This window comes from Clostridium senegalense JC122 (genome assembly GCF_000285575.1).
Lineage (GTDB): Bacteria > Bacillota > Clostridia > Clostridiales > Clostridiaceae > Clostridium_J > Clostridium_J senegalense.
In genome coordinates this window covers 1,498,347-1,519,603 of the sequence record NZ_HE611050.1, presented here as the reverse complement: position 1 = coordinate 1,519,603, position 21,257 = coordinate 1,498,347, and the positions used below count along the sequence as shown (strand labels likewise).

At 26.2% G+C, this 21,257-nt stretch carries 20 protein-coding genes; 18 read left to right on the top strand and 2 right to left on the bottom strand.

The genetic code is table 11. The features are described from left to right. Positions 1-18 precede the first annotated feature (18 nt). Both CSGHG_RS23125 and CSGHG_RS07640 read left to right on the top strand, forming a co-directional pair. Positions 19-177 carry a hypothetical protein gene (locus tag CSGHG_RS23125; RefSeq protein WP_155844744.1) on the top strand — a complete coding sequence of 53 codons (159 nt, stop codon included), beginning with the start codon at positions 19-21 and terminating at the stop codon, positions 175-177. Between the two features lie 137 nt (positions 178-314). After that, the gene (locus tag CSGHG_RS07640; RefSeq protein WP_010293854.1) at positions 315-932 is read left to right on the top strand and encodes a GNAT family N-acetyltransferase; all 618 of its coding nucleotides are present in this window, start codon (positions 315-317) and stop codon (positions 930-932) included. A gap of 362 nt (positions 933-1,294) precedes the next feature. Here CSGHG_RS07640 and CSGHG_RS07635 read toward each other — a convergent pair whose 3' ends face one another. Continuing rightward, positions 1,295-2,419, bottom strand: a complete 1,125-nt coding sequence (locus tag CSGHG_RS07635) for a glycosyltransferase family 4 protein (protein ID WP_010293852.1) — start codon at positions 2,417-2,419, stop codon at positions 1,295-1,297. Positions 2,420-2,748: 329 nt separating this feature from the next. On the opposite strand from CSGHG_RS07635, the gene CSGHG_RS07630 reads away from it, so the two are divergent. The 3 genes from CSGHG_RS07630 (at position 2,749) to CSGHG_RS07620 (ending at position 5,638) form a co-directional block, all read left to right on the top strand. Further along, positions 2,749-3,750, top strand: a complete 1,002-nt coding sequence (locus CSGHG_RS07630; protein ID WP_010293850.1) for a CotS family spore coat protein — start codon at positions 2,749-2,751, stop codon at positions 3,748-3,750. Between the two features lie 32 nt (positions 3,751-3,782). Next, positions 3,783-4,553, top strand: coding sequence for a hypothetical protein (locus CSGHG_RS07625; RefSeq protein WP_010293849.1), 771 nt, complete (start codon positions 3,783-3,785; stop codon positions 4,551-4,553). Between the two features lie 71 nt (positions 4,554-4,624). Continuing rightward, the gene (locus tag CSGHG_RS07620) at positions 4,625-5,638 is read left to right on the top strand and encodes a CotS family spore coat protein (RefSeq protein ID WP_010293848.1); all 1,014 of its coding nucleotides are present in this window, start codon (positions 4,625-4,627) and stop codon (positions 5,636-5,638) included. Positions 5,639-5,701: 63 nt separating this feature from the next. On the opposite strand, the gene CSGHG_RS07615 is transcribed toward CSGHG_RS07620, so the two are convergent. Continuing rightward, on the bottom strand, positions 5,702-6,826 hold the full coding sequence (locus tag CSGHG_RS07615; protein ID WP_010293847.1) for a glycosyltransferase family 4 protein: 1,125 nt from the start codon (positions 6,824-6,826) through the stop codon (positions 5,702-5,704). 223 nt (positions 6,827-7,049) lie between these two features. On the opposite strand from CSGHG_RS07615, the gene CSGHG_RS07610 reads away from it, so the two are divergent. From CSGHG_RS07610 to CSGHG_RS07545, 13 genes are all read left to right on the top strand, one after another. Continuing rightward, positions 7,050-8,051 carry a CotS family spore coat protein gene (locus tag CSGHG_RS07610; protein ID WP_010293844.1) on the top strand — a complete coding sequence of 334 codons (1,002 nt, stop codon included), beginning with the start codon at positions 7,050-7,052 and terminating at the stop codon, positions 8,049-8,051. Between the two features lie 215 nt (positions 8,052-8,266). Beyond that, positions 8,267-9,172, top strand: a complete 906-nt coding sequence (yabG, locus tag CSGHG_RS07605) for a sporulation peptidase YabG (RefSeq protein WP_010293840.1) — start codon at positions 8,267-8,269, stop codon at positions 9,170-9,172. 405 nt (positions 9,173-9,577) lie between these two features. After that, positions 9,578-9,814, top strand: a complete 237-nt coding sequence (locus CSGHG_RS07600) for a Veg family protein (RefSeq protein WP_010293838.1) — start codon at positions 9,578-9,580, stop codon at positions 9,812-9,814. Between the two features lie 409 nt (positions 9,815-10,223). Further along, complete coding sequence (locus CSGHG_RS07595; RefSeq protein ID WP_010293837.1) at positions 10,224-11,786, top strand: DUF3794 and LysM peptidoglycan-binding domain-containing protein; 1,563 nt, start codon at positions 10,224-10,226, stop codon at positions 11,784-11,786. Positions 11,787-11,952: 166 nt separating this feature from the next. Further along, positions 11,953-12,795, top strand: a complete 843-nt coding sequence (gene ispE / locus CSGHG_RS07590) for a 4-(cytidine 5'-diphospho)-2-C-methyl-D-erythritol kinase (protein WP_010293835.1) — start codon at positions 11,953-11,955, stop codon at positions 12,793-12,795. Positions 12,796-12,991: 196 nt separating this feature from the next. Continuing rightward, a complete protein-coding gene (locus tag CSGHG_RS07585) occupies positions 12,992-13,189 on the top strand; it encodes a CLC_0170 family protein (RefSeq protein ID WP_010293833.1) in 198 nt (65 codons plus the stop codon). A gap of 68 nt (positions 13,190-13,257) precedes the next feature. Then, the gene (locus tag CSGHG_RS07580) at positions 13,258-14,709 is read left to right on the top strand and encodes a spore germination protein (protein WP_026022263.1); all 1,452 of its coding nucleotides are present in this window, start codon (positions 13,258-13,260) and stop codon (positions 14,707-14,709) included. A gap of 41 nt (positions 14,710-14,750) precedes the next feature. Next, entirely contained in the window at positions 14,751-15,842 is a 1,092-nt protein-coding gene (locus tag CSGHG_RS07575; protein ID WP_010293830.1) for a GerAB/ArcD/ProY family transporter, read from the top strand. Between the two features lie 3 nt (positions 15,843-15,845). Continuing rightward, positions 15,846-17,015, top strand: coding sequence for a Ger(x)C family spore germination protein (locus CSGHG_RS07570; protein ID WP_010293829.1), 1,170 nt, complete (start codon positions 15,846-15,848; stop codon positions 17,013-17,015). 275 nt (positions 17,016-17,290) lie between these two features. After that, on the top strand, positions 17,291-17,854 hold the full coding sequence (gene spoIIR / locus CSGHG_RS20180; RefSeq protein ID WP_412766362.1) for a stage II sporulation protein R: 564 nt from the start codon (positions 17,291-17,293) through the stop codon (positions 17,852-17,854). Positions 17,855-18,314: 460 nt separating this feature from the next. Beyond that, positions 18,315-19,346 (top strand): D-alanine--D-alanine ligase family protein, encoded by a 1,032-nt coding sequence (locus tag CSGHG_RS07555; RefSeq protein ID WP_010293826.1) that lies wholly within the window; start codon positions 18,315-18,317, stop codon positions 19,344-19,346. A gap of 350 nt (positions 19,347-19,696) precedes the next feature. After that, complete coding sequence (locus tag CSGHG_RS07550) at positions 19,697-20,680, top strand: DUF814 domain-containing protein (RefSeq protein ID WP_010293825.1); 984 nt, start codon at positions 19,697-19,699, stop codon at positions 20,678-20,680. A 10-nt stretch (positions 20,681-20,690) separates the two neighbouring features. Further along, positions 20,691-21,119: a YwiB family protein gene (locus CSGHG_RS07545; RefSeq protein WP_010293824.1), complete on the top strand. Its 429-nt coding sequence runs from the start codon at positions 20,691-20,693 to the stop codon at positions 21,117-21,119. Positions 21,120-21,257 lie beyond the last annotated feature (138 nt).

Genomic DNA, 21,257 nt, shown 5'->3' with positions numbered 1-21,257 from the left:
TAAATAAAAGGAGTATTGATGACTGCTAAGATAAAAAGTTTTAATGAATTATCAAAAGATTTGAAAGAAAATTTATATAATTTAATTCTTCAATGTGATAAGAGTTATACTAAAACTTTTGATGAAATGACAGATTTTTTGAAAGTGATGTATTTAAATTTGGTAATCAAATTTTAACTATAGTAGATGATAGGAATATAGTAGCAGTTATTGGTGTAATAACAAAGGAAATTAGAAATTGTGGGGTTGGATATATAACTGAAACTTATTTTAATTTTGGAATTATAGAAAACTGTGAGAAACAATTTGAAGTTTTGTTAAAGAAAGCAATTGATATTTGTAGAAAAGAAATGGCAATAGAAATTTCATTAGGTATTAAATCTGACATATTTGAAATAGAAAAATTTTTTGTTAGATATGGATTTATAAAGAAATATGATGCTATTGTTATGAAATATAATGTTATAAAAAAACTTAAATATATTAAAAATAGTAATATAATTTTAAAAAAGCTAGAACTAAAAAATTTAGATACTTTTGTTGAACTGTATAATAAATCATTTAAGGGAAGTATTAATGCAGGTACTATAACTAAAGATAATGCTATAGAGTTTTTGGAAATTTATAAAGAAAACGAAAAACTTTTAGGTATAATATATGAAAAAAATATTCCAATAGGAATATATATGTTAGCAGAAGTTGATAATGTTGGTTGGATAGATAACATAGGCATTTTAGAAGAATATAGAGGCCGCGGCATTGGAAGACAAGTATTATATAAATTTATAGATGATTTTATAGCTAAAGACATATTAACAATGAGGTTGCTAGTTATGAGTTCAAATAATGGTGCATGTGAGCTTTATAAAGATATAGGTTTTAAAGAAGATTATATTTTTTCCAAATGGTATGTAAAAAATATGAAGTTATAAGTTATAGAGTATTATAGGGAAAGAAACTTCAATTTAAATTTATTTAATAACCTTAAAATATTCTTATACAAGATATAGTGTTAAATTTCAGATGGGTTGGACCATGTCTCATTATCTGTATATTAAAATTTTGGGGTAAATAATTTAAAAAGTAAATTTGAAACCTTATAAGTAATAATATATTACTTTAAAAGTTTTAAATATTTAAAATTTGTATAGGCATAAAAACTTGGAATATATTTTGAATACTAATTCGTCAAGGCATATGAAAAATATAATAGATAATTTAATCTATTAATTTATTAATTATGCTTAAATTAAAAGTGTATGAACCTTTGTTCATACACTTTTAGTTTTTTAATTTAAACAATTGTTTCATAAACAGTTTTATAAATATTTAATGTGTTTTTAGCTGTATTTTCCCATGAAAAATTTTGAGCCCTTTCAAATCCTTTTTCAGCATAATAATTTTTTAAAGTTTCATTGCTAAGTAAATTGCCTATAGCATCGCCAAGTTTATCAGAATTATAAGGATCAATCAAAATTCCTCCATCACCAACTACTTCCGGAATTGAAGTTAAATTAGATGTAATAACAGGTGTTTTACAATTCATAGCTTCAAGTGGTGGAAGTCCAAACCCTTCATATAATGAAGGATAAACAAATATTTCGCAACCATTATAAAAAATAGGTAAATCTTCATCTGGTACAAAACCAGTAAATATTATTTTGTCATTCATATCTAAACTATCTCTTAGTTTTACTAAGTATTGAGATTCATCTTTATATGAACCTACAATAACTAAATTATAATCATCATCTAAATTATTGTATATCTTACTAAAGGAAGTTATCAATGATTTAACATTTTTTCGTTCACTGAAACCACCTAAATATAATAAGAATTTTTTAGAAATATTATATTTCTCCTTTAATATATTTTTGCAAATTATTTTATCTAGGGGCTTATATTTAGCATCAGCAGCTAGAGGTGTTACAAATATCTTATTTTCATCTATAGGAAAAAATTTCAATATATCTCTTTTGCTAAATTCTGATACTGTGATTATTCCTTGAGAAGTATCTATTATATTAGGCATTTCTTTTAAAAACTTTAAAAGGTAGCCTCTGCCTACAGTTTCAGGCATTATATATGGAATTAAATCATGTATAGTAACGATTTTTTTGCAATTGATGGAACTGCTAAGACCTATACCGTTTTGGGGAACATGGTATAGATCTATATTTTGATTTTTTAAATCATAAGGAAAAAAATAATCTTGAAAAAATCTATGGTGTTTTCGAGATGTTGATATGATTTTGGTATTAGGTTTTTGATAGCATTCATAATTATCCATTGACCAATAAATGTGATAATAATTATCATTATCTATATTGATTAAATTTTTTAAAACATTTTCAGTATAAGTACCTATACCAGTACCGTTATACCAATTGATACCACGTGCATCAATCCCAATTTTCATAAAAATATCCCCCTTAAAATAGTTCTTGTGAAATTAAAAGTAAACTAAAATAGAGTGCAAATATGTTAAAAGTTAATATAAGACTAAAAAATCAATAGAATTTAGGTTATATAAGTTAATTAATTTAAATATCATTAAAATATATAAACTAATAGCAAGCACATAAATCCTATTATATTTATGATTTTTAATTATGTTTAAAAAATTTAAAAGTATATATTACTATATTAGAATAATGGAAAATATATGTTACAAATTAAAAAAATAAAACACATATTAACATAAAAATTCATATATTACATATATAAGGAATTTAGGGAGGGATACTTTTGAATAACCCCAATATAGAAGAATTTATAAAATCACAATATAATCTTAATGTACTAAATGTAGAAAAAAATAAAAATGTTTACAGAATAGAGACGGATGAAGATATATATTGTCTAAAAATTATAAAATACGATTTTGAGCATTTTATGTTTATATTAGGTGCTATAAAGCATCTTCAGAATAATAAGTTTGAACATATACCGGAGATTATAAAAACTACTGAAGGTAGTGATTATATAAAGTTTGATAATAATTATGGATATTTAACTAAATGGATAAATGTAAGAGAGTGTAATTACAATAATGTTATTGATGTAAAAAATGCTGCTAGAAAGTTAGGGGAACTTCATAATAAAAGTGAAGGTTTTGTAATTAAGCCTAATATGAATCCTAGAGTAGGTTGGTTTAGGTGGATAGAAACATATAAGATACGAAGAAATGAGATATTAGATTTTAAAAGAAGAATAGATAGTAAAGTTGAAAAGAGCGAATTTGATAGACTTTATTTATCTATAATGGATGAAGAATTAAATCGATGTGAAAAAAGTATAAATGATTTATTTAATTCTAAATATATGGAGACTATGCAAAGTCATGTGAAATCACAGGGGTTTTGTCATCATGACTATGCCCATCATAATGTATTAGTTAACCAAAATGGAATAAACATTATAGATTTTGATTATTGCATTTTAGATTCATATCTTCATGATTTGAGCAGTTTGCTTATAAGAAGAATGAAATATAGTAGATGGGATATATCCAATGCACAGGAAGTGCTCTATGCTTATATGGAAACTCATAAGTTAAATCAAGATGATATTTTTATAATGGCATCTTTTATGGAATTTCCTCAAGATTATTGGCAACGGGGAATTCAATATTATTGGGAAAACCAATCATGGGGTGAAGAATTTTTTTTGAAAAAATTAAAACTTTATATAAATGATAGAAATGAGAAACAAGAATTTATAGATATTTTTAAAGGATATAAGTTATAAAAAGATAACTGGGATGGGAGGTATTTTAAGTAATGAGAAGATTTTTTTATGACAATTTTCAAGAATATTTAAAAGAAAAAGGTGTAAAGAAAATAGATTTTATTTTAAAAGATAATGAATCTTTAAGTAAAAGAGGATTAGATGAAAGGGTATTTAATCAAATTGAAACCATAAATCAATTTCATAAAAAAGCTTGTGGTTTTAATGGTTATTTAAAATATAGAATAAACAATGATACCTGTAAAGCTGTTGAAGAATATAAGGTTCAAATAAAAAGACTAAATAAACATATGGATAAAATAAAGAGAGACGGACCGGATGGAGCATTTGAAGAGTTTTTACAGAAAAATGGAGATGAAAACTTACAAAGAGCTCAAAAATGTATTGAACACATATATAATAACAATTATCTAGAGCTAATAGCTCGAAGTATGGAAAATGTAGAAATATGTTTGACTGATGTTGGCTTTGATAATTTACAACAAAATAAGAGTATTGAAATAGTTAACTTTTATGATATATCTTATAATATGGTAGAAATGGATGGATATTTTCTTTTAAGTAAATTAAAAAGAAAAGGTGCAAATTTGAAATGGCAAGAGCATATAAAACATTTTTGTAGGATAGAAGGGTTAGGAGAAGATAGTGAAAATTTTATATTGGCGATGATGTCTTATCCTCATGAGTTTATGAAAATTTATGACAAGTATAGAAAAAATAAAAGAAATTGGAATGATGAAGATTATATAAGAAAAATGAATAAATCTATAGATGAAGATGGAGAAACTCTGATACAAATTTAAAATTCAATTAAAGCTATACTTGAAAAATATAAAATCTAAATTACAGCTTTAAAAGTGGGGTGAGTTGTCTTATGATTAGGGCTGACAGCGAAGAATGCACTTTATATGATGAGGTGATTAAAAAATATAATTATAAAGTATATGATGTTATACCAATAAGAAAAGTGTTTATTTTATTTACTGATAAAGGAAATAAGGTTTTAAAACAAATAAATTATGATATAAAGCACTTAGATTTTATAAGTAAAGCTATGGAATATTTAAAGAAAAATAAGTTTTCAAATGTTATAGAATATGAGAAAAATATTTATGGTAATTATTACACAAAACATAATAATAAATATTATATTGTTATGAATTTAATTGAAGGAAGAGAATGCGAATTTAACAATCCAATAGAGTTAAAAATGGTAGCTGCGAGCTTAGCTAAAATGCATAATGCTTCAGAAGGATTTAGATATGATAATAATGGATATAGATATAATCCTGGAACTTTGATTGGAAATCTTACAATAAAAAAAGAAGAAATAAAGATATTCAAATCCTTGGTAAGTAAATATGAGAAAAAAAGTGAATTTGATAAAATATTTTTAGAAAATGTAGATTATAATTTGAAACGTATGGATGAGAGTATTAAACTTTTAAATGAATATCAATATTTAAAAGCATGTAGTTGGGAAGATAAAATTGTGTTATGCCATAATGATTTGGTCTATCATAATATGATAATAAAAGATAATGAAATCCATTTTATTGATTTCGATTATGCAGTAATAGATTTAAGAGTGCATGATTTATGTAATTTAATAAATAAAGTTTTAAAAAATTTCGCTTTTAACTTTAAAAAAGCAAAGTATTTAATAACGGAATATAATAAATTCTATAATCTAGAAGAAATAGACTTTCAAATGTTATATGGAATGTTAGTATTTCCACAAGATTTTTATAGTATAGTGAAAGATTATTATAAAAGAAAAAAAATGTGGGAGGAAGAAACTTTTACTTTAAGACTAAAAAGAAAAGTTAGCTACAAAGAAGAACGTGAAGAGTTTTTGAAAGATTTTAAAATACATTATAATTTATAATAAAAAAGGTATCTCATGAAATGATAAATATCAAACTGAGATACCTTTTTATTATAAAAATTTTTAACCATAAATTATTTTGTTATAAGCATATAAAGTGTTTTTACCCGCATTATTCCAGGAAAGAGAATTAGATTTTTTAAAACCTTTTAAAATTAAAGAATTTCTTATGGTTTCATCACAAAGCGCTTCTTCAATTTTACCAGATAATTCGTCAATGTCTTCAGGAGTAAAAAATAGGGCAGCATCTTCTATAATTTCAGGCATAGATGTTACATTAGAAGAAATTACTGGTATGCCACAAGCCATAGCTTCGATTGGAGGCAATCCAAAACCTTCATAGAAGGATGGATATACGAATAAACTAGAACAATTATAAAGATGAGGCATATGATTCATAGATATAAAACCTGGAAATATAACATCATTTTCAACGTTGTAATCACAAGCACATTTTTTATAGATAGAATAAGATTTACCTTTGTTACCTGCAATGACTAACTTATGTTTTTCTTTTATATTATTTGATAGTTTGCTGTATGCCTTTATAAGGCCAACTATATTTTTTCTGGGGCTAAATCCGCCAACATATAGTATATAGTTGGAAGGTAAATTGTAATATTTACTAATAATGCTTTTACAAATAGTTTTATTAAGTGGTTTGTAAATACTTTCGCTAGCAAGATGTGTAACAAAAATTTTATCTTTAGGATAATTAAAATCTCTAGCTATATCTTCTTTTGAAAAATTTGATACGGTTATTATTCCATCACTGTTATCTACTATCCATTTCATTTTGCTATTAAATATAGATAAATATCTATCACCTACAGTTTCAGGCATATGAAGAGGAATTGTATCATGTAATGTTATAACAAAAGGACAATTTTTTTGAATAGGTAATCCTATACCATTTTGAGGAACGTGATATATATCAAGGTTCGTATTTGAAATGGTATTAGGAATATTTACTTGATCCCAAAATTGAGAATCTTCTTTATCGGCTACAGTTTTTAAAATAAAGTTATCTTTAAATTTTATATCATTATTATAATTGCAGTTAATAAAAAGTAAGTACTTATTTAAATCATCTATGTTATTGAGTGAATTTATTAACTGATAGGTATAGGTGCCAATTCCTGTACCTCTATACCATTTTGCAGCTCTTGCATCTATTCCAATTTTCATAATAAAACTCCTTAATAAATCAGTATGTGAATTCTTCTAATTAAAGTATATTAACTATTTATATTAAAATATGTTAATAAATAGTATTATAATCATTAAATTTTATTTTAAATTTTAAAAAAGCTTAGTTGCTAATAAAAATTTAATATATAATGGTTAGCTAAAATTAAGCAATTCTATTTATCCGTTATTAAACATATAAATTATATGGGAGGTGTTAAAAATGATGAGAGAATTTGAAATAGAGCGCCAATTTGACTTGAAAATTGAAAGCATAAAACCAAGTAAAGGCGTATACTGCTTGAAAACAGATAGTGGAACCAGATGCTTGAAAAAAATAAATTATGGCACTCAAAAGCTTTTATTTGTATATGGTGCTAAAGAGCACTTATATAAAAATGGATTTCATAACATAGATAGGTATTATTTAAACAAAGATGAAAACCCCTATGCATTAGTAAATGAAGATATTTATACCTTATCCCAATGGATAGATGGAAGAGAGTGCGATTTTAAGAATGATGAAGATTTAATTATAGCTAGTAAAAGTTTAGCAAGGCTTCATAGTGCATCAAAGGGATATGAACCACCAGAAAACAGTAAATTAAAAACAGATTTAGGAAGATGGCCACATCTTATGGAAAAAAGAATAAAATCTTTTGATAGGATGAGGGAAATGGTAAGAAGAAAAAAGACTCATAAACGTGATTTTGACATGAATTATATAAAAAATGTGGATTATTATAAACAACTAGGAAAAGAAGCATTAGCAGTCCTTAACAGCTCTAATTATTTTGAAATATGTAAAAAGGCAGAAGAAGAAAAGAGTTTTTGCCATCATGATTATACTTATCATAACATTATTATAGATGATAAAAATAATGTTAATGTTATTGACTTTGACTATTGCAAGAGAGAAGTTAGAGCCTATGATATAGCGAATTTTTTAATGAAAGTATTAAAAAGAAGAGAGTGGGATTTAAACATTGCCAAGCTTATAATAGATTCATATAATTCTGAGAGTAAAATAAAAGAGGAAGAATATAAGGTTATATATGCTTTTTTATTGTTTCCTCAACGTTTTTGGCGTCTATCCAATAGATATTATTATAATGAGGTTAATTGGATTCAAAGCACTTTTAATAAGAAGATTGAAGAGCTTATAGAAGAACAAGACAAATTTAAAAAATTTATTGAGGAATTCAAAGAACTTTATAATTTATAGCTATTATTAACTTTATATTTTAAATAATAAAGAGTTGAAAAATTTAATTTTTCGACTCTTTATTTGTTTTAAATACTAAAATATATAAATGAAAAAGTAAATATTAGTTCAAATAATAATAAAAATATTAAATTTCCATAAAGGCTAAAATTAGTAACAATAATAACATATTGTAATAAAATGGTATTAAAGCTTGAAATATGGAGATGATATATTTGAAAATAGGAGATGTTGTTGTGAGAAAATCCTATGAAGGTGATGTAGCTTTTAAAATAATTGACATAAAAAATGAAAATGGAAAAAATGTTTATGTTCTTAAAGGACTAAATATAAGAATAGAAGCGGATGCTGCAGAAGAAGATTTAGAAGTGTTAAGTGGAAGCAGATTAGGAGAGATGGATAAAGTTTTTAATAAAAAGGTCAACAATTCTCTAAAAAGAATCATAAATAAAAGAAAAGGTAATTATAGAGGTGAAGCTGCACATATATTAGACAAATCTTATTATGATTATATGAAAAGGCATAACAGTGTTATAGATAAAAAAGAATTGTTTTTTGGGAGACCAGGAAAAATACTTCATATAGATGGAGATTTAAATTATTTAGATATATGTTTAAAAACTTATAAGGAACTATCTATTGATGCAGAAGGGAGAATTGTAAAAGAGTGTGAGCAGCCTAAAGTAATATTAGATTTAGTAAAAGAAGTTAACCCAGATATAGTTATAATAACAGGTCATGATGGAATGAATAAGGGGATAAATGATTATATGGACTTAAGTCAATATAGAAATTCTAAATATTTTGTAGAAGCAGTTTCTATACTAAGGTCATATAAATCAAATTATGATGATTTAGTTATATTTGCAGGAGCATGTCAATCATGCTATGAAGCTCTTTTAGATGCAGGAGCTAATTTTGCTAGCTCTCCTAATAGGGTACTTATTCATTGCTTAGATCCAGTTTTGATTTGTGAGAAAATAGCATATACAAGTATAGATTCTATAGTAAATATACAGGATGCATTAGAGAATAGCATAACTGGGATAAGAGGGGTAGGTGGATTACAAACTAGAGGGAAATATAGAGAAGGATATCCAAAATCTCAATATATAAGGTAGAAAATAATAGGAAGTAAAATTTTTATAATAGGCGTGTATAAAGGGAGTATATAACTTATATTTAAATATAAATTATATACTCCCTTTATACATTTTAATTTAGTTAAATCATTAGAATTTAATATTATAGGCTTTTTTATGTTAACAATTTGAAAACAAAAGTAGTTAATAAGTATATAAAACTAGAAGATTACACATACTAAACTCGTTATTGTTTAATTCATAAGTTGAAAAACAAAGGAATATGGATTTATAATGAGAAAAAACTATAAAATTCAATAAAAACTCAAATATTATAGCAGCTATAAAGCATTGACAATATGGCTTGAAAATAATAGAATTAAAATTTTGCATTGAATTTTAATAGGTTTTGCGATATAATGATAATGAAAGAAGGTGTTTCCCATGCATACCAAGAATGTTCTACTTTCAATAAAACAAGACATTGAAAGTCATGTAGGTGAAAAAGTTACATTAAAAGCTAACGGAGGCAGAAGAAAAATCCTAATTAATGACGGAGTATTAGAAAAGGCATATGAGAGCATCTTTACAGTTAGGTTAGAAGATTGTGCACAAAGAACTGTTTCATATAGTTATTCAGATGTATTAACTAAAACAGTCCAGTTAGTATTTGCTAGTTAGACATTGACATAAATAGAAAAGGATACATGAAAATGTATCCTTTTTTTTATATAAAAATATTTTTATAATGTTCTATTAAATAGTTTTTCTCAATAATATTATATTATAAGAGTTATTTTATAAAAAAAATGAAAGATGGGGGATCCATCTTTCAGCTATGGTATAAAAGGGTATTGAGAATTTATGAGAGGTTATATGGTCAATAACCAATTTTATAATATAACAAATATCGACAAATGTCAACAATAAATTTAAAAAAGATAACAAGAAAAATTTTGTAATTTAGTTGTTTAATTTGAAGATAAATGTAATTTATTTTTATTAAAAAATATAAGGATTTAGGAATAAATAATATAAATTATATATATAAATTACTAGTAGGTATTTAATAGATAGGAGGGATTCTTTTATGGATTTAAATCTAGTTAAAGATAATATAGACTACGAGCAATCAATTGGAGAAAATTCTCAAGACATTGTAATAAAAGAAGAATATGTTATACCAGATACACTTCCAGATGTTTCGGACATATTGATGTTAAATGCAAAGCCTTTAGTTGTAAATAAGGAAGTTATGAATGGTAAAGTGTTAGTAGAATTTGAGGTTGATTTTAACGTTCTTTATATGAATAAAGAGGAAGATAATACAGAGGCTCATGCTGTAAACTACACAACAAAAATAAGTGCAAATGTAGATGCAGATGGAGCAACTGCTGATATGAATTGTGACTCAAATGTAGATATTGAACATATTCAATGCATGATTGTAAACGAAAGAAAAATATGCATTCAAGGAGTAGCTAATATTGCTTGTAATGTGATAAAGAAAAATACTTTTGAGATTGTTAAGGATGTTGAAAGTGATGGAGATTTACAATTTTTAAAACAACCTATGATTCTTGATAAAGTTATTGGTAGTTTTGAAGGAGAAATGATAGGTAAAACAGAACTTAAAATTGATATGGATAGACCAGAAATAGGGAAAATAGTAAAGTACTTTATTACACTAGGAAAAAAAGAAGTAAGATTATATGATGGTGGTATACATTTAGAATGTGTAGCGAACCTTCAAGTATTGTATAAAGGGAAAAACAGCAAAGAGGTCATATGTATAAGTGAAAATATACCTATAACTAAAGAATTAGAAAGTGATAAGATAAAAAATGGTATGGAACATAATACAGATTTTACAGTACATTCTTTTGAATATGATATAAAAGAAGATGATATGGGAGAAAATAGAATTTTAGATATAGAATTCTTAGTTAAAACAATAACTCATGTTATGGCTAAAGAAGAAATAGAAATGATAGAAGATGCATATTGTCCAACAAAAATGGTTAAAATGGACAAAGAAGAATTTAATATTAATGTCATCCAAGGACAAAATCAAACAGAAACATTAGCAAAAGGTGATATAGAAATTGCAAATGATATGCCTAAACCTAGTAAAGTTATAATGACAACTGCAGATGTAAATATAACAGATAAAAAGTTAATGGATGATAAAATTTTAGTAGAGGGAGTATTAAAGGCAGATGTACTTTATTCTACTGGTGATGATAAAGAATATTTAGCTTGTGCAAGTGATGAAATACCATTTTCAACAACTATAGATATAGATGGTGCTAAAATAGATATGGATTGTATTTGCAAATTAAATTTAGAGATGCTAGAGTCATCTATTGAAGCCGGAAATGTATGTGTCAGAGCTATCATAAAAGGATATGGCATAGTATCTTATCCTGTTAAGCAAAAGTTTTTAGTAGAAATGGATATAATCGAAGGAGAAATCCCTCAGAAGAAAGCAAGTGTAACTATATATGTAGTTCAAAAGGATGATAACCTATGGAAAATATGCAAGAGATACTATACTACAAAGGAGAAAATATTAAATATAAATGGTATTGAAAATGAAAAGGATATAAAACCTATGGATAAATTAATAATACCAGGCAGAGCAGTTATTTAGATTAAAATAATTAGATTATGATAATAGGCTATCTTAAAAGATGGTCTATTTTTTAGATTAAATGGAAAGTGTATATAGTATCTAAATTAAGAATTAATCTTTAAACTTTTCAATAGCTTTGGTATACTAAATTATAAAATAATTTAATTTGGTGGTGAATAACTTTATGAAAGTTAAAGCTTACGGTAAAATAAACATAGCATTAGATGTAGTTGGAAAAAGAGAAGATGGTTATCATTTATTAAAAATGATAATGCAAACAGTTGATATATATGATGAATTAGAGTTTGAAAAATGTGATAAAAATATAACTATAAATTGTAATAAGAAATATTTGCCTGTTGATGAAAATAATTTAGTGTATAAGGCTATAAAACTATTTATGGAAAAGTATAACATTTCATCTGGAGTAAAAGTTAATATAGTAAAAAACATACCGGTTGCCGCTGGTATGGCAGGTGGTAGTGCAGATGCAGCTGCTACACTTAAAGCTATGAGAAATATGTTTAAAAAAGACGTTACTGATGGTGAATTAATGGAGTTAGGACTTAAAATAGGTGCCGATGTTCCTTATTGTATAGTAGGGGGAACTGCTTTATGTGAAGGTGTTGGTGAGGTTGTAACAAAATTGAAACCATTTAAAAATAAAATACTAGTTGTAGTAAAACCTAATTTTGGAGTATCTACAAAAGATGTATATAAAGCTTTAGAGATAAATAAAATACATAAACATCCAGAGACGGAAAAATTAATAACTGCAATGAAGCAAGAAAATATAAAATATGTATCTAAAAATATGAGAAATGTGCTTGAAAATGTAACTATAAAAAAACACTTACTTATAAAACAACTAAAAGAAGAAATGATGAGAAATGGGGCTTTAGGTTCTATGATGAGCGGTAGTGGACCTACAGTTTTTGGATTCTTTGAGGATATGTTAAAAGCTCAAGATTGTTATGATAAATTAAAAGAAAAATATAGAGATTGTTATATAACTAGGACAATATAATTAATAAGAATTTAATTGAATTAAAACTTAATATTGTAATCTTATAATGTTAAGAGAAATTTATTATAAGATATAAAAAATATTAGAAATTAAAAATGCTAATTTTAAAGGGAACTTTAAAATTAGCATTTTTTTTGAATATAGAAACAAAATATTGCAAACAATAAACTGACTCGAAAAATGAGAGGTGATAATTTTGCAGCTTATTGAAAAATTTGATTTATATTTATTGATTTTAGTGATGATTTCAGGAAGTATGGTGTTTTTTGCTGATGCTAAATATTTTAAGCTTAAAGGAAATTATAAAGCGTATAAACAAGCAAGATATATTAGTGGCGGGGTCATGTTGTTAACAATAACATTATTTTTTATAAGATTAATATACGTAATCTAATAATAAGATTAATATACTATTATGTTTTCAAGATTGGGAGTGATAGCTTGGAATATAAATTAGAAAATATGGAAGAAAAAATTCATTTATCTACTAAAGAAAATATGGATTTTGTTAAAGCTGTATTTAAAAATGCTACTGATGTAGTTTTTAGAGATTTTTATGCTGGGAATAAAAAAATGGGATTAGTTTATATTGATGGGATGGCAGATAAAGATTTACTAAATGATTTCTTATTAAAACCAGCTATGTCAAATAAAGATAAAATAGATGGATTTGAAACTATGAAAAATAGTATAATATCTGTTTCTGATATTAAAGATGTCACTAAAATGAGTGATGGAATATTGTCTGTTCTTTCAGGTGAAACATTAGTATTTGTTGAAGGGCTTTCTTGTGCTCATGTAATAGCTAATAGAGCGTGGCCTAATAGAGGTATTGGAGAACCTGCAGGTGAAACGGTTATTAGAGGATCTAGAGAAGGATTTACTGAAACTATAAGATTTAATACAGCTCTAGTTAGAAGGAGAATAAGAGATACTAGATTAAAAGTAGAGTCTAAACAAATTGGAGTAAGGTCTAAAACTGATATTGCAATAATGTATATTGAAGATATTGTTAATCCGGAAATATTAGAAGAATTAAAGAAAAGATTAGAAAATATAAATTTAGATGCTATTTTAGATAGTGGATATATAGAGCAGTACATAGAAGAAAATCCTTTTAGCCCATTTCCGCAAATTCAAAGTACGGAAAGACCAGATGTAGTAGCAGCTGGTTTATATGATGGAAGGATTAGCATATTAGTTGATAATTCACCTTTTGCATTAATTGTTCCAGCAGTAATGGCTACTTTTCTTCAGTCTCCAGATGATTACTATAATAGATGGTTAAATGGATCAATTGTTAGAATAATAAGATTTTTAGCTATAATGTTAGCAATAGTGTTACCAGCATTATATGTTGCTATAACTTCATTTCATACATCATTAATACCATCAAAGCTTGCCTATGCAATGGCTAGATCTAGAGAGGGCGTTCCATTTCCGGCATATATGGAAGCTTTATTTATGGAGTTTAGTTTAGCGCTTCTTATAGAAGCTATAACAAAGCTTCCTAAACCAGTTGGTTCTACAATAGGTATTGTTGGAGGTTTAATTTTAGGGCAATCAGCAGTAACAGCAGGACTTGCAAGTCCTATAATGGTAATAGTTTTAGGAATTACAGCAATAGCTACGTTTTTAATTCCAAACTATGTTATTACCTATGCTTTTTCTTATTTTAGGGTAATAATTATAATATTGGCAGCTTTTTTAGGTTTATATGGAGTAGTTATAGGAGTCATATTTTTACTTATTCACTTAATAAGGTTAAAGAGTTTTGGAATACCTTATCTATCTCCAGGAGTAAATCTTTCAGAGAAAGATATGAAAGATATGTACGTAAGACTGCCATTTAGCATTTTTAAATATAGACCTAGATTTATGCATACTCAAGATAAGATTAGACAAAAAGAGTAATTTAAAGTTATATTGCATAAATCTTAATGGAGGTTTTAAAAATGAAAGATAAATTTATGATAAAAGACTATGGATTATTTACCACTTTGGTAGCTTCTATGGTTGGTATAGGTCTATTCTATGGTCCATCTTTTGTAGCCAGAATAGTGGAACAAGATAGTTGGATTTCAAGTGTACTTATGACAATATTTCTTTTGATAGTTTTTTATATGATACATAGTTTAATTAAAATGAATGATTATCAAGGAATAGTAGTAATATTAAGAAATACATATGGACATTTTTGGGGTAACTTAATAGCACTAGCATATTCAATAGCTATGATAATTGTTTTATCCGTATCATTAAGGTCATTTGCTGATGTTGTTAAAATATTTTTACTGCCAAAAACAGAACTAGAAGTGGTAATAGTGTTAATAATATTTGTTGGAATATATTTAGTTAGAGGCGGTTTAGCTAATTTAGTATATTTTAATGAAATAATATTCTTTTTATTATTTATACCAGTAACAATAATATTATTACTTGCCATACCAACTGCAGATTTTCAAAGGATACTACCAGTATTTACTCATACAGCAACAGAGTATATGAAAGGTGTTTTTGAGTTATTCTTTTTAGTAAATGGATTTTGTATAGCTTTTGTGCTATTGCCACTTGTAGAAAATAAAAAAAATATAAATAAAATACTAAGAAGGAGTACTATATTTATAGGTGTTTTCTATACAATTACTATAATTTTAGTAACTGCTAATTTATCTGTTGCTCAAACAGCAGAAAGAATATTTCCTACCATAACTATGCTAAGATCGATTAATGTAAGAAGTGGTGTGTTAGAAAGATGGGATGGATTGGTTATGGCTTTATGGGTTTTATTTTATTATGCAACATTTGTTAGTACATATTATTTTTCCACACATATGGTTAAAGATATATTTAATATAGAAGACGTAAAGATTGCTGCTATAATATATATACCTTTAGTTTATGCTATGGCCTTATATCCAGAGAATATGGCTCAAATATATACTGCTGGGCTTGGAATGTTCAAAATCATATTTGGAGTAGCTTTAATAATAGTTATATTCCTATCTTACTTTATAAATCTGATAAAGAAGAAAAGGAGTGCATAAGTTATGAAGATGAAAAAAATTATATTAATAATGATTATGAGTTTAATGCTAGTTGGGTGCTCAGACAGTGTAGAAATTGATAATAAAGCATTTGTATCGACTATAGCTATAGATGTAGGGCAGGATATAGAAAATAGAAATAATATAAAAGAAATTAAAACTAAGGATCCATTTACTGAAGAAGGCTTAGCATTAATAGAAGTTACGTATGGTATGCCAGATATAAGAAATATGGAACCGGAAAAAGGTTCTGCTGAAGAAATATCTATAACATCTACAGGGTATTCTATGACAGATGCGTATTTTAATGCATTATCTAAAACTAGTAGGGAATTGCATTTTGGACATAGTAAATTATTATTATTAAGTGAAAGAATTTTTGACTATCCAGATGTACTAAGTGGAGTTTTAGATTATATAAGTAGAGATTCTATTTTAAATAGGTCTATGCTTATGGTTATAACAAAAGGTGATGCTAAAGACTATGTAGGATATAAGCCTGTAACAGAAGATAATATAGAAAATTATATATCAGGACTTATGCTTAATAGCAGTAAGAAAAGTATAATAGTTCCAGTTACTCTTCATAATTACTTTTCGACTATTGGAAGAGATGAAGTATTAATACCTTATATAGGAATAGAAGGGGAAGATTTAAAGATTTATGGTATGAAGGTAATAGAAAAATTAACACCAAAGGGGCTCTTAAATAACTCTCAAGTATCTAATATTCAACTTATAAAGGGTGATATAGGAGCTACTGAAAAAATAGCATTTATAGAAGATAAAATAGTTGATTATCAAATTGATGATACTGATTCAAAACTTAGAGTTTCTTATGATAAAGAAAAAAATAAGTTGCATTTAAATTATCATGTGATTACCGAAGGTGAAATAACAGGGGCTTATATGGGTGCTAGAATGCTTGACAGTGATAAAATAAATAATATACAGAATCAGCTAAGTGATTCTATGGAAAGAGAATTTTTGGAAACTTTTAAAGTATTGCAAAAAGACTACAATATAGACCCACTAGAAATACGAGATCATATAATAAAATTTAAGCCAACGCTTTGGCGTGAGATAAAAGACAATTGGATTCAATTATATAAAGATGCAGATATAACTTTTGATGTAGAAAGTAAAATAAGAAATGTAGGGGTTTCTAATTAAATTTAATAAAAGAGATTGCTGAAAGTCAGCAGTCTTTTTTATTTTGAAGAATTATAAATATAAATTTCAATCTTATATGTATAAAATTTGAAATCGTGTAAATAATTAAAATATAAGTTGAAAGTTATAGGGGGAGTTAAAATGAAAAGTGTACAAGTTAATATAAAAAAAATAATAGCATCAGCAATGGTAGCAACTATAACCTTAGGAAGTATATTAGGTTTTTCAATATATAAAAAAATTCAAATCCATCTATAGAGGAAGTATCTAAAAAGATTATAAGATTTCATGTTATTGCAAATAGTGATGATGAAAATGACCAAGTTGTAAAATTAAAAGTTAGAGATAATGTTTTAAAATATATATCTCCAAAGTTAAAGGATTCAAAATCTATAGGTGAATCTAGAGAAATACTAAAAAAAGAAGATAAAGAAATATTAAACATTGCCCAAAACACTTTAAAAGAAAATGGATATAATTATAAACTACAAAGTACATTGTCTAATGAGTATTTTCCTGTTAAAACATATGGAAACATTACATTGCCACAAGGAAAATATGAAGCTTATAGAATAATAATAGGAGACGGAGAAGGCCAAAATTGGTGGTGTGTCATGTTTCCACCGCTTTGTTTTGTAGATGTAGAACAGGGGAAGGTAGCATATCAAGAAACAGAGAAAGAAATGAAAGAAGTTTTAGATGATAAAGAGTATGATATGGTTAATAACTTAAAAAATAATCCTACTACAAGTGATAAAATAATAGATAATACACAACAAAATGATATAGTTATAAAATCAAAAGCAGTAGAAACAATAAAAGAGATAATAAAAAAATAAATTATATAATAAAGTAGTAATAAAATTATTTGGATATTAATATAATTACTACTTTATTTTTTTATTTTAAACATTAAATGTAATAATAAAATCGATTTCATTTTTAATTACCTATATAAATCGTAAAAATAAGTATCTACATTTCGGTAGTGGGAGAAAAAACGATTTAAAACCTATATTTATCAAAAAGTAAAAAGTTTTAAAGGTTAAATTGAGGTTGAAACTATTAGGTGAGTTCATTTAAAATAAGATTACATTTATGAATATCATATTAAAAATGTAGCAATTGATAAAACTATAAACATATAAAATGGCATTTGAAAAATTCTTATCTAAATAAATAGGATAAAAATTCATATTGCAATTCTATATACATACGAACAGATTTAAAGTAAAATTTTATTATGATAGTATAAAATAGTGATTGACTTTTTAAATGAAATCTAAGGAGAGATGAATAATGAAGAAAAAAGTAGCAGTTTTATTTGGTGGACAATCAACAGAGCATGAAGTTTCTAGAGTATCTGCAACTTCTGTATTAAAAAATATAGATCAAAATAAATATGATATATATCCTATTGGTATTAACAAAGATGGAAAGTGGTTTGAATACACTGGAAATGTAGATAATATAGAAAGTGGAAACTGGGAAAATGATGAATTTTATAAGATTCCATCAGGAGAGAAAATAATATTTAATAAAGAAGTTGATGTAGTATTCCCTGTTTTACATGGTCAATTTGGAGAAGATGGTACAATACAAGGTTTATGTAAGTTAATGAATGTTCCTTGTGTTGGTCCTGGAGTTATGAGTTCAGCTGTTTGTATGGATAAAATATATACAAAATATATTTTAGAACATGCAGGTATAAAACAAGCACCATATGTTGTTGTTGTAAATAGTGAATATAATAAAAATAAATTAGAATTAATAAATAAAATAGAAAATCATTTAACTTACCCTGTGTTTGTTAAACCAGCTAATAGTGGATCATCAGTTGGAATAACTAAAGCTCACAATAACGAAGAATTAGAAAAAGGAATAGAAGAAGCATTAAAACATGATAGAAAGGTTTTAGTTGAAAAAGGTATAAATGCAAGAGAAGTTGAAGTTGCTGTACTTGGAAATGATAATCCATCAGCATCTATACCAGGAGAAATAATACCTGCAAAGGAATTCTACGATTATGAAGCTAAATATCATAATGCAGCTTCAAAATTATTAATTCCAGCAGCATTTAATGATAAAGATATAGAATTAATAAGAGATTTAGCTGTAAAAATATTTAAAGCATTAGACTGTGCTGGTATGGCGAGAGTAGATTTCTTAGTAGATAAAGATACAAATGAAATTTATTTAAATGAAGTAAATACGATTCCAGGATTTACAAGCATAAGTATGTATCCAAAAATGTGGGATGCAACAGGAAAACCTTATAAAGAATTAATAAGCGATTTAATAGAATTAGCTGTAGAAAGAAATAATAGATAATTAAACTATAAGGCACTGTTAGAGGAATCTAGCAGTGTTATCGCTTTATATAGGAAAAAACTTTTTAAAAGTATAAGTATAAGCTGAAATGATTTTGTATTGCTATATTGAAAAAAGGATAAAATAAAATTAAGGTTAGAGGTATGAAAAATAAATAGTAGAAACTGTATTTGCATAAATAAGTTTTGTATTATAATATAAAATGTAATAATTATTTAAATTTAAATGCTGTTATTATTATGTTTATAAAAAAATACATATTGAACAAAATAATAGGGACATAAACTATAGAAAATTATTATACATAATATTTAACGTATAAATAAAAAAATAAGGAGAGTATACTATATATGACAAGAGCATTAGCAATGATTTCAGGTGGGCTTGATAGCATATTAGCCGCTAAATTAATGAAAGATCAAGGTATAGAAGTTATAGGGATATGTTTTAAATCATATTTTTTTAATGAAGACAGTGCAAGAAGAATGGTTGACCAAATTGGTGTTAGACTTGAAGTTGTAGATTTTAGCAAAGAACATTTTGAAATGGTTAAAAACCCTAAAAATGGTTACGGTAAAAATATGAATCCATGTATAGATTGTCATGCTATGATGATGAGATACTCTGGAGAACTTCTGGAAAAATTCCAGGCTGATTTCATAATAACTGGTGAAGTTTTAAATCAAAGGCCTATGTCTCAAAATAGAACAGCTTTAGATAAAGTTAAAAAGGAAAGTGGAATAGGCAATAAGATATTAAGACCATTATGTGCTAAAAATCTTCAACCAACTGAGATGGAACAACAAGGTTTAGTTGATAGAGAAAAACTTCTAGATATAAGTGGAAGAAGTAGAAAAGTTCAGATGGAACTTGCGGAAAAATGGGGTATTAAAGAATATCCATCTCCTGCAGGTGGATGTAAGTTAACAGAACCAAATTATTCAAAGAGATTAAAAGATGTATTACAAAATAAAAAAGATGTGGAAGAAAGAGAAATACAACTTTTAAGATTTGGTAGACACTTTAGAGTAAGCGAAAATGCAAAAATAATATCAACAAGAACAGCTGACGAAGCTGAGCACATTAAAAAATTATTAGGTAAAGATGACACTATATTCCTAGCCAGAGATTTTAAAGGTTCTATGGTTATTGGTGTAGGAGAATTATCACAAGAAGATATCGAGTTTGCAGCAAAAGTAACAGCTAGATACTCAAAAGGAAAAGATGAAAAAAAAGTTGTTGTTAAGTATGGTAAGTATGGTAGACCATCAAATAACATAATAGAAATAGAAACAATAACAGATAAAGAATTAGACAAATATATTATAAACTAGTGGAGGGCATATGGAGAAAGAATCTATAAGAAAAGAAGCTATAATAAGTATTATAAGTACACAAGGGGATGATGGTGCAGTAGAAGTTGTTACAGCTGGGTCTTTTTATAAAGAGGATGGCTATTATTATGCTACTTATGAAGAAACAGAAGCATCTGGTATGGAAGATACTAATACTACTTTGAAGATAAATGAAACAGGATTTTCTTTAATAAGAGAAGGTTCTATAAGTACAAAGATGAACTTTGAAAGAAATAAAGAAGATGATATACTATATAGTACACCACATGGTGGATTATCTTTAAAGATACGAACAAAATCTATTAAAATTGATATAGGTGATTTTGGGGGAGAAATAAAAGTAGAATATGATATGTCTGCTATGGGTCAACCACCATTAGAAACAAAATTAACTGCAAAAATAACTATAAAAGAGTAACATGAGATAAAAAGGTGACATGGAAAATGTCACCTTTTAAAATTATAAAATGTTAATAAAAATAAAATTTTTGCAATTAGGTATGAATGGTTAGGATTTATTGAATTTTATAGTGTCAGTATGTATAATGGACTATTA